Source organism: Kitasatospora sp. NPDC087271, assembly GCF_044744605.1.
Classification (GTDB): Bacteria; Actinomycetota; Actinomycetes; order Streptomycetales; family Streptomycetaceae; genus Kitasatospora.
In genome coordinates, this window is sequence record NZ_JBIUYQ010000006.1 from 13,505 (window position 1) to 24,347 (window position 10,843).

8 protein-coding genes are annotated in these 10,843 nt (G+C 72.0%); all 8 read left to right on the plus strand.

Annotation, left to right across the window (positions count from 1 at the left end; translation table 11 throughout):
* Window positions 1-156 precede the first annotated feature (156 nt).
* Entirely contained in the window at window positions 157-1,569 is a 1,413-nt protein-coding gene (locus tag ACIO9K_RS12250; RefSeq protein ID WP_400328987.1) for a TolB family protein, read from the plus strand.
* 503 nt (window positions 1,570-2,072) lie between these two features.
* A complete protein-coding gene (locus ACIO9K_RS12255; RefSeq protein WP_400328990.1) occupies window positions 2,073-3,128 on the plus strand; it encodes a hypothetical protein in 1,056 nt (351 codons plus the stop codon).
* A gap of 283 nt (window positions 3,129-3,411) precedes the next feature.
* On the plus strand, window positions 3,412-4,395 hold the full coding sequence (locus ACIO9K_RS12260; protein ID WP_363625754.1) for an NAD-dependent epimerase/dehydratase family protein: 984 nt from the start codon (window positions 3,412-3,414) through the stop codon (window positions 4,393-4,395).
* 11 nt (window positions 4,396-4,406) lie between these two features.
* Window positions 4,407-5,138, plus strand: a complete 732-nt coding sequence (locus ACIO9K_RS12265; RefSeq protein WP_363625752.1) for a nucleotidyltransferase family protein — start codon at window positions 4,407-4,409, stop codon at window positions 5,136-5,138.
* Between the two features lie 8 nt (window positions 5,139-5,146).
* Window positions 5,147-6,337, plus strand: a complete 1,191-nt coding sequence (locus ACIO9K_RS12270; protein WP_400328994.1) for a glycosyltransferase family 4 protein — start codon at window positions 5,147-5,149, stop codon at window positions 6,335-6,337.
* Window positions 6,338-6,347: 10 nt separating this feature from the next.
* Entirely contained in the window at window positions 6,348-7,700 is a 1,353-nt protein-coding gene (locus tag ACIO9K_RS12275; protein ID WP_363625750.1) for a phosphomannomutase/phosphoglucomutase, read from the plus strand.
* Between the two features lie 260 nt (window positions 7,701-7,960).
* Window positions 7,961-9,325 carry a sugar porter family MFS transporter gene (locus tag ACIO9K_RS12280; RefSeq protein WP_400328997.1) on the plus strand — a complete coding sequence of 455 codons (1,365 nt, stop codon included), beginning with the start codon at window positions 7,961-7,963 and terminating at the stop codon, window positions 9,323-9,325.
* Window positions 9,326-9,448: 123 nt separating this feature from the next.
* Entirely contained in the window at window positions 9,449-10,684 is a 1,236-nt protein-coding gene (locus tag ACIO9K_RS12285) for a hypothetical protein (protein ID WP_400329000.1), read from the plus strand.
* Window positions 10,685-10,843 lie beyond the last annotated feature (159 nt).

A 10,843-nucleotide genomic window follows, 5' to 3' on the forward strand; every position in this document is an offset into this window, starting at 1 on the left:
TTTTTTGTGTTTTATTCGGGGGGGGGGGGGGGGGGGCGTGTCCCCGGGGGGGGGGGTGGGGTTTGCCCCCCCCCCCCGGGGGGGGGGGGGGCCCCCCCCCCCCGGGGGCCCCCCCGCCCGCGCCGTCGTCACCCACCAAGGGGAGGACCCCACCTCATGACCACCACACGACCCCGGCGCGGGCTGCTGCGCGGCGGCTGCGCCCTGCTCGCCGCCGTACTGGCCGGCCTCGCCGCACCAGCCGCCGCCGAAGCGCATCCGCGCACGGGCGGGATCGTCCGGGTGAGCGTCGGCCTCGACGGCGCCCAGCCGGACGGCGCGTCCGCCGCCCTGGGGCTGAGCGCCGACGGCCGCTACGCGCTGTTCTCCTCGGACGCAACCAACCTGGTGCCCGGCGACACCAACGGGGCGACGGACGTCTTCGTCCGGGACCTGCACACCGGCCGCACCCAACGCGTCAGCGTCGGCGCGGACGGCGCCCAGCTCGACGCCCCCACCACCCAGGCGTCGATCAGCGGCGACGGCCGCTTCGTCGCGTTCAACACCAAGGCCACCAACGTGGTCCCCGGCCACCGGGCCAACAGCGGCGGGGAGGTCTACCTCCGCGACCTCCGGGACGGCGTCACCGAGCTGATCACCGCCGGCGACCCGGCGGCCACCGGCCAGGACGGCCGCATCTCCCGTGACGCGGTGGCCAGTTGGGACGGCCGCTTCGTGGCCTTCTCCTCCTCCCGGACGGACCTCGCGCCGGTCGGCACGTTCACCAAGGAGAACATCTACGTCACCGACCGCCGGGAGGGCACCACCCGCCTGGTCACCCTCGGGGTGAACGGCAAACCGGGCAACGGCGACTCCTACCTGCCCTCGATCAGCGCCGACGGCCGCGTCATCGGCTTCAAGTCCCGCGCGTACAACCTGCTCCCGGCTCCCACCCAGAGCCCCGCAGCCCCCGCAGCCCCCACCGCTCCCGAGGACCACGCGGACCACGCGGACTCCCCCGCGATCCTCGGGCACGCCTCCTACCCCTTCTACGTGTTCGACCAGCACACCGGGGTGATCAGCGGCGCGAGCACCGACCCCGCCGGCCTGCTCGCCAACACCGGCCTGGACGCCACCCTCAGCCCCGACGGGCGGTACGCCGTCTACACCCTCGAAGCGCCCGGCGGGCCGATCCTCGGCCGCCACCAGGAGCTCTACACCCGCGACCTGCGCACCGGCACCGTGACCAGGGTGACCACCCCGCTGCCCGGCACCACCACGGTCGGCTCCGCCGGCCGCGGCACCATGTCCTACGACGACCGCTGGGTCTACTTCGTCTCCGACGCCGGCAACCTCGTCCCCGGCGTCGACGGCGGGCAGCAGAACGTGTTCCGCCGCGACCTCGTCACCGGAGCCGTCGAACTCGCCGGCGCGGCCGAGGACGGCACCACGAGCACCGGCACCTCGGACAACCCGTACACCGACGCCTCCGGCAGCGCCGTGCTGTTCACCTCCGAGGACGGCACCCTCCTCCCCGGCGACACGAACCACGTCCCGGACGTCTTCCTCCGCCGGCTCCTCGCGCACTGACGGCGGGCGGGCTGTTGCGGGTGCTGACCAGGCGGGTTCCGGAATCCGCCGGTGAAGGGCGAGATCACCGGTCATCCCGGCCACGAGAAGCACGATCCGGCGGGGAGGAACAGCGGCAACACCCGTAACAGCCCCCGGGCGAAAACCGTGCCGCCCGGCGTCGCCAGCACATAATCACCACATACTTACCCCGAATTGTAAGGCCACTGTCAAGGCACCAAGGTGCGCCAGGCCACAGTGACTTCAGGACACTGTCGAGGATTTGGTTTTCAACATCCCTCGGGCGACGGATGCTTGTACGTACAGTCTCCGTTCTTTTGGCGCTGCCGTGTTATCCGCAGGCCAGTCCACGGAGTTTGCAGCAGGACGTGCTGCTCCCGGCGACGACTCGTGAGGTCGATCGTGACAATGAGAAAAGCCTCAGGAAGTCGACAGCCGTAGCTGTGGAGACGGCACCCAATCCAACCGTCCAAGGAATAGTCCGAGACGGAACGAGGGTAAAAGTGAAGGCCCTTCTCTACCACTTCCACGGAATCGATGACTTCGATTTCTCGACCATCTCGCCCGAGGACCTCCCCGAGGTCCAGAAGGCTGCGGAATCCCGTGAGTACGGAATTCTGCCGACCGTCTACCTGCGGCGGGAGAATCTCCCCCGTCTGGTGGAGGTCCTCCAGGAGTACCACCGGCTCGAACAGACGAACGCGGTTCCCAACATCGCCGGTTTCGCGATCGAGGGCCCGCTGCTGGGGCCGCAGGGAGGGATACCGCGGGCCGGACGGTGGTTCCCGTCGGCGAAGGAGTGGGACGTCATCGCGTCCCTCGGCCCGCTCGGGCTGCGCTACATCGTGGTGGCGCCCGACGCCATGGCCCTGGACGAGCGCATCGACGCCGGCCCCACCTTCGCCGACCTGCTCACCAGCTTCTACGAGCAGGGGCTCCGGATCGCCGTGGGGCACTTCCACCGGGAGGCGCCCGAGCGCAGCGCCGTCCGGCTGCGGGAAGTGCTCGAATTCCTGCACAGCCGCTACGACTCCTCCCCGTACCTGGTCCTGACCGACCATCTGTACAACGACACCCCGCGGAACTTCACGCATTCCTGGCGCACGCCGCAGGAGCGGGTCCACCGCGAAGTCGAACTGCGGCGGGTGCTCGATCCCGACTGGAACGAGACCGACCTCCGGGAACTGCTCGGCCCTGTTCCGGCCGAAATGCTGCGCTCCGCACGCGAGTCCCTCCTGTACCCGTGCATCAACTTCGACGGGTACCACGTCGACCTCGAAATCTGTCGGCGCACCGTCGAATACCTGGGCGTGGACCGCCTCATCGCGCTGACCGACCACACCGAGGTCGCCACGATGGCTCAGGAGCCGCTTTCCCGGAGTGACCACAATCCCCTGTGGCTGCGTGACGACGGGGCCGTGGCAGCGGGGTCGAGCGGTTATGAGCAGCAACGGCAGAACATTCTCTCCATCGGATTCGATGACACGGCGGTTCACCGCATGTTCGTCGACAACCCCGTGACGGCGATCGGATACCGCATCAAGAAGGGCGCCGCGTAAGGGCCTGGAGGGCCGAAAGTCAGGAAGACATCGGGAGAGGAACTCACGGCCACTCGGGCGTCGCGCCCCGGCCACTTCCCCGACCGTGTCGTGCGGGCCGGGGACACGGCCGCCGCCACCGCGGCGATCCCGGTCGTGTCCCCGGCAGCCGACGGCCCGCGCATCCTCCAGGACGACGTCCGGCTGCGGCGCGGCCACGCGGATCCGCCGGCGTGATCCGGCGGCGTGATCCGGCGGATCCGGATGTGAACCACATTGGCGAACCACGAGAGGAGACCAAGGCATGAGCAAGGTTGTCGTCACGGGTGGCGGCGGGTTCATCGGCTCGCACATCGTCGACCGGTTGTGTGCCCAGGGACACCGCGTCCTGGTGGTGGACGACTTCTCCACCGGCGATCGGGCCAATCTCGCCGAGAGCGAGGCCCGTTGGCCCGAGTTGAGCGTTCTCACGGCCGACGTGGTCGACGAGTCCACCGCGGCCGCGGTGGAGGACTTCGCGCCCGAGGTGCTGCTGCTGCTGGCCGCGCAGTTCAGCGTGAAGGTGTCGATGCGGGATCCCCTGCTGGACGCCCAGGTCAACGTCATCGGCCTGGTCCGGATGCTCGAAGCGGCGCGGCGCAGCCGGAGCCGCAAGGTCGTGTTCGCCTCCAGCGGCGGGACGATCTACGGGCCCGCCGGTGAGGACGGGGTGCCCATCAAGGAGTCCGCGGGCCGGGTGCCCAGTTCCTTCTACGGGCTGACCAAGTCCGTCGCCGTCGACTACCTGCGCCTCTACCACGAGACCTACGGCCTGGACTACGTCGCGCTCGCCCTCGGCAACGTCTTCGGCCCCCGCCAGACCCCGTTCGGTGAGGCGGGAGTCGTCTCCATCTTCGCGCAGCGCATGCTCTCCGGGCAGACCTGCGTCATCAACGGGGACGGCCTGCAGACCCGCGACTACGTGCATGTGAGCGACGTGGCCGATGCGTTCGTGCGGGCCATGGACCAGGGGCACGGTCTGATCAACATCGGTAAGGGCCAGGAGAGTTCGGTCCTGGACATCCATCAGGCGGTCGAGAAGCGGACCGGCCGTTCGCTGCCGCCCCGCTTCGGGCCGCCGCTGGCGGGAGAAGTGCGCAGGGGGTGCCTGGACCCCTCCCGCGCCCAGGCCCAGCTGGGCTGGACCGCCGGGACGACGCTGGAGGACGGGGTCGACTCCGTCGTGTCCTGGCTGACCGCACGCCCCCTCCGGAAGACGGACTCCGCCGAGGCGGGGCAGACCGGATGAGGCTGGCGGGGATGATCCTGGCAGCCGGGCGCGGCAGCCGGATGGGAGCACTCACCGCCCGGACGCCCAAGCCGCTCCTGCCCCTGGCGGGCAAGCCGCTGCTGGGACACCTGCTGGACCGGTGTGCCGAGACCGACGTCACGGACGTCTACCTCAATCTGCACTACCAGGCCGAGCAGGTCCTTCGCTTCCTCGACGGCACCACGGTGAAGGTGCCCGTCCACGCCCGGACCGAGCCCCGCCTCACCGGGCCCGCCGGGGCGCTGCGGCTGTTCCACGAGGAACTGGCCACCTTCGACGCCGTGCTCGTCACCTCCTGCGACGTCATCATGGGCGAGCCGCTCCAACGGCTCGTCGACGCGCACACGCGCGGAGGGTACGCCCTGACGTTCGCCTGTACGCGGATCCGGCAGGCCCGCCGCTACGGCGTGCTGGACATCGACCCCGGTGGTCGGATCCGCGGCGCCCGGGAGAAGCCCGACGTCCCCGACGACGAGACGCACTGGATCAGCGCCGGGGTCTACTGCCTGGACCCCCGCGTCATCGCGCACATCCCCGAGGACGTCGTCTACGACTACGCCAGGGAACTCGCCCCCGCGCTGATGGCCGCCGGCGAACGCGTGGGGGCGCACCGGCTCACCGGCTACTGGCGGGACGTGGGCACTCCCGATTCGCTGCGCGAGGCCGGCGAGGACGCCGGCCGTGGGCTCATTCCCTGGCTCACCGAAAGGGCGGACCGATGAAAGTCCTGATGCTGACCTCCAGTTACGAACCCCTGCACGGCGGGGCGGAGACCTATGCGCGGCTGTTGTGCGAAGGGCTGGTGGCCGACGGCCACGACGTCGTCATCGCGACCGACGGGTCGTGGCTGGACCACCTGCCCGGGGACCGCGAGGAGGACGCGGGGCGGGTCGTGCGGCTGCGCGACTTCGCGGACCGCGTGGACGCGCGGGACAAGGTGAGATGGCGGCAGATGCAGTACTCCGTCCTCGACGAACTCGGGGCCGTGCTCCAGGGCGAGAGCTTCGACGTCGTCCACGCCAACAGCCATGAGACGCTGATCCTCGCGAGCATCGTGGCGCTCGAAACGGACGCCGCACTGGTGTGCTCGCTGCACGAGCAGAACCCCGACCTGGAGCGGTTCGGCCGTGGCCGGTGCCGCCTGTCGTACCAGACCCTCCCCGTCGACATGCACTTCGTCCCCAGCCGCTTCTTCGCCGAGCGCGCCGCCCGCTTCGGCGCCCCAGCCGACCGCATCAGGCTCGTCCACAACGGCGTTCCCGACGCCCCGCCGGACGACGTGGCCCGGAACCTGCGCTCCGCGCTGCGCGCCGAACTCGGCGTCGCCCCCGACCAGCGGCTGGTCGTCCTCCCGGGCCGGATGTCCGCCCGCAAGGCCCAGCTCGACCTGGCCGCGGCACTGCCCCTGGTCGCGGCGGAGCTGCCCGAGGTGCGGGTGCTCCTGTCGGGGAGGGTCTCGGACTACGCGTACGAGAAGAGCGTGTGGGACCGGCTCGAACGCGGCGGTGTGGCAGAACTGGTCACCCTCCGCCAGGACTTCGGGGCCGAGACGATGCCCGCCGTCTACGCTGCGGCGGATCTGGTGGTCCAGCCCTCCCTGGCGGAGGGACTTCCGTTCAGCGTGGTCGAGGCGATGCGCGCCGGCAGGCCCGTCGTCGGCACCCGCGTCATCGGCATCAGCGACGTCATCACCGACGGCGTCGACGGCCTGCTCGTGCCGGCGGCCGACCCGCCCGCACTGGCCGAAGGGATACTGCGGGTGCTCACCGACGAGGCGTTGGCCGCCGAGCTCGCGGCCAACGCGTACACCACGGCGGAACGGGAGTTCAGCAGCCGCAGGATGGTCGCGGACACCCTGGACGGCTACCGGGTGGCCATGGCGCGTCGCCGGCAGTCGGCGTCCGCGGCCCCGACCTCGTGAAGGGGTGACCGTGTCCGACTACGCGCGACTGGTCAAGGCCTACGACATCCGCGGGGAAGTCCCCGCCGAACTCGACGGCGAGGTCGCGGAACGCATCGGCGGCCTGTTCATCCGCTTCACCAACGCCCCGCAGGTGGTGGTGGCCAGAGACATGCGCCCTTCCTCGGCCATGCTGGTGCGGGCGTTCAGCGACGGCGCCCGCCGGGCCGGTGCCGACGTCGTCGACGCCGGGCTCGGCTCCACCGACTACCTCTACTACGCCAGTGGATCGCTCGGACTTCCCGGCGCCATGATCACCGCCAGCCACAACCCCGCGAAGGACAACGGCATCAAGCTGTGCCTGAGCGGCGCGGCACCCCTGGGGGAGAACACGGGCCTCGGCCGGATCCGCGATTGGCTCGTCGCGGGGGAACGCGCCGCACCCGCCGCGTCCCGCGGCACCCGTACGGAAAGACCACTCCTCAAGGAGTACGCGGCACACCTGCGGCAGCTCGTCGACCTCACCGGGATCCGGCCCCTCAGGGTCGTCGCCGACGCGGGCAACGGCATGGCCGGCCTGACCGCCCCGGAGGTCTTCGCGGGCCTGCCCGTCGACCTCGTCCCGCTCTACTTCGAACTCGACGGCACGTTCCCCCACCACGAGGCCAACCCCATCGACCCCAGGAACCTCGTCGACCTCCAAGCCGAGGTCCGCAGGCAGGGGGCCGACATCGGACTCGCCTTCGACGGTGACGCCGACCGTTGCTTCTTCGTCGACGAAGGCGGTCAGCCGGTCTCGCCGTCCGCCGTCATCAGCCTGATCGCGGGCCGGGAGCTGGCACGGCACCCCGGCTCGGCCATCGTGTACAACCTGATCACCGCGGAGGCCACGGTGCGGAGCATCCGCCGCCACGGCGGACGCCCCTTCCGGTCCCGCGTGGGGCACTCCCACGTCAAGGCGCTCATGGCGCAGCACAACGCCGTGTTCGGCGGAGAGCACTCCGGGCACTACTTCTTCAGGGACTTCTGGCGTGCCGACAGCGGCATGCTCGCCGCGCTCCACGTGTTGGCCGCCCTCGGCGGACAGGACCGGCCGCTGTCCGCCGTGATCGCCGCGCACAGCCGCTTCGCGCTGTCCGGTGAACTCAACTGCGTCGTCGCCGACGTCGCGGCCACGATCCGGGAGGTGGAGGAGCGCTACCGGCACCGGGCCGGGGTGACCACGGACCGGCTCGACGGTCTGACGGTCGGCCTGCCGGGCGGAACCCGGTTCAACCTGCGCCCCTCGAACACCGAACCGGTCCTTCGGGTCAACGTGGAGGCGCACGACCAGGAGACCATGGAGCACCTCCGGGACGAGGTCCTCGCGTTGATCCGACCATAAGACGTTTCTGACGGTGCGTCGGGGCGTGCTCAGGTTGCGGCCGGTCGGCCGGTGACGCCGGTAGTCTGCTCCCGGATTGCGAAGCGGGTGATCACCTCGGCTCGGTGCCCGGGGGCGGGGCGGCCATCGGCGTGGGCGGCGGATTCCCGGCGGCCTGACCCGGCCTCGCCCCACCCCTGCCTACGGCACTTCGAAGAAGGGCATCCCATGGGCTTGGCCCCGTCCTATGACCATGTCGACGGCGGCGCAGGGGTCTCGCCATGACGGCGCCCGTCCCCCCGGGCACCGCACGGCTGTTGACCGTGGGCGTCGCCTCCGTCGGAGGGCTGCTGTTCGGCTACGGAATCGGGGTGATCGCCGGAGTCCTGCGGCTGGTCGCCACCACCTTCGCCCTGTCGTCGTGGCAGCAGGGGGCGGTCGTGTCGGCCGCCCTCCTCGGCGCGGCGCTCACCGCCCTCACCAGCGGGCGGCTGGCGGACAGGTTCGGGCGCCGACCGGTCATCGGCGCCGCCGCGGCCGTGTACGCCCTCGGAACGGCGGCGTCGGCAGCGGCCTCGGGCTCCACCGCGCTCCTCACCGGGCGCTTCCTCGTCGGACTCGCCCTGGGGGCCGTCTCGTTCGCGGTCCCGCTGTACATCTCCGAGATCTCTCCGCCCGCCCGACGCGGCGCGCTCGTCACACTGAACCAACTCATGATCACGATCGGGCTCCTGCTGTCCTACGTGGTGGCCTATCTCCTGGAACCCGCGGGGGCCTGGCGCTGGATGCTCGCTCTCGGGCTCCTGCCCGCGTGCGTGCTACTGGTCGGCATGTGCCTGGTGCCCGAGTCGCCGGACTGGCTGCACTCCAGGGGAGACACCGCCCGGGCGGCGAGCGCCGCCCGGCGCCTGTCCCCGCCCGACCCGGGCGGCGCAGCCGCCCGCCCCGGTGGCCGCCCCGCGACGGCGACCGCCGCACGGCCCACCGCCGGCCCCGCGACCGCAACCGTCACACGGCCCACCGCCGCCCCCGCTGCGAGCCTCCGGCAGGCCTGCGCGCTGGCCGGTCCCCGCTGGGTCGCGCTGGGACTGGCGATCGCCGTCCTGGTCCATCTGACCGGTCTGAACACCGCGATCTACTACGTGCCGACCATCCTGGGCGGAAGCGGCATGACCGCTGCCGGAGGCATCCGGGGAGCTGTCCTGGTCGGACTGTGCAACGTGGCCGCCACCGTCGTCACCATCGCCCTGCTCGACCGGGTCGGCCGCCGGAAGACGATGATCGGAGGGCTGCTGGTCATGGCGGTCGCGGCCGTCGGCATCGCGGTGGCGCAGCCGCTCGGGCACACGGGGGCGCCGACCGCAGCGCTGCTGTGCGTCTTCATCATGGCGGGAGCGGTGGGCCCTGCGGCCGTCTTCTGGGTCTACATCGCCGAGATCTACCCGGCGGGTGCCCGCGGCGTCCTGATGAGTCTGGCCACCGCGGCCCACTGGGCAACGGACTTCGTCGTGGCGACCACGTTCCTCCCCCTCGTGCAGGAGTTGTCGCTCGGCGGGGCGTTCGGTGTGTACGCGGCGATCAGCGCGGCGTCCGCCCTGGCCCTGGCCCGCTGGATGCCCGAGACCCGCGGCCGTCTGCTGCTGTGAACGGGACCGGGCGCGAGGCTCCTGCACTCGCGCCCGGGCTGGGCTTCACCCGCCGCCACCTGACGATGCGCCAGAATTGCCGTCAGCCGAGCAATCAGCCGCGCGTCCCCGAAGGTAGGCATCATGACCCGCTACAGCGTCGACCCGAACCGGCACGAGCTCATCGCCACCTGGGGAACCGGCGAAGGCGACCTCGCCACCCGGATCACCGCCCTCCCGGCCGACGCGGCCGGCGCCACGCTCCTGCGCCTGGCCGGCGCGCTGACCCGCCTGTCGGAGGCGGCCTGGCGCACCTACACCCACCCCGCCAGCGCCGCCGGCTCCCTCGAACCCGACACCGAAGGCTGGCGCCGCGAGCAGGAACGCGACACCTTCAGCGAGGTCGCCGAAGCCGTGGCCGCGCCGAACCTGCCCCACGGCGGCCTGCTCACCGTCTCCTACAGCCCGCTGCTGGAATCCGCCCACCAGGCCGGCCGCGCCCTGCACGCCCTCGACGAAGCCGAGTTGACGAAGGCCGTCCTCGCCGAGACCGTCACCGAACTCACCGCCGTCGAGAGCGCCGAACTCGGCAACCTCACCGGCCGCGCCCAGCAGGCCGTCCTGCTCAGCCGCGAGGACGCCTCCCCCGTCCAGGTCGCCGCCGCCGACCACCTGCTGGAGCAGAACCCCTTCGGCTCCCTCGCCCTCTTCTCCGACGTCGACCCGACCGCCGCCGCCGTCGCGGCCGCGCACTGGCTCGCCGCCGCGGCCGAGGTCGCCGCCGGCGCCTCCGGCCACGACGCCACCGCCGTCCTGCTCGAAGCCGACAGCATCGAGGACCTCCCGCACCAGACCCCCACCCTCGTCCTCGAACTCCTCGACGCCGGCCACACCCCCCACGACGCGGTCACCGGCCTCGTCCGCCACGCCCTCCACATCGCCGACGGCCTCCTCCCCGACCCCGCCGGCCTGCGCGAACAACTCGAAGACCTCGACGGGGCCCTCGACGACTACACCGAGGACTACACCGACGACGAGGAGACCGACCCGGAGGACACCGGCCTGCGCCTCACCCCCCTCGACCCCAGGCGCCCCGCCCGCGACCTCCTCGAAGACCTCCTCGCCGGCATCCACGGCTGCTGGGTCCTCCACACCGAGTACGACGACCTCGACGAAGAGCACCTCGGCACCGACGACGCGGGCTTGGCCGACGCAGGCCCGGACGATGCGGGCCCGGACGACGCGGGCCCGGACGACGCGGGCCCGGACGACGCGGACCTGGACGACGAACGGGCCGAACAGCACCGGCACCACAGCCGCGAGAACTTCGCCCGTCTCGTCCGCGAAACCGCCGCCCGCCACCGCGACCGGCTCCTCTGACCGCACCTCACCGCCCCGCCGGGGACAGCGGGCGACCGCCCCCGCCCCCCCCCCCCCCCCCCCCCGGGGGGGGGGGGGGGGGGGGGGGGGGGGGGGGGGGGGGGGGGGGGGGGGGGGGGGGCGGGGGGCGCGGGCGCGCGCCGGGGGGGGGGGGCGGGG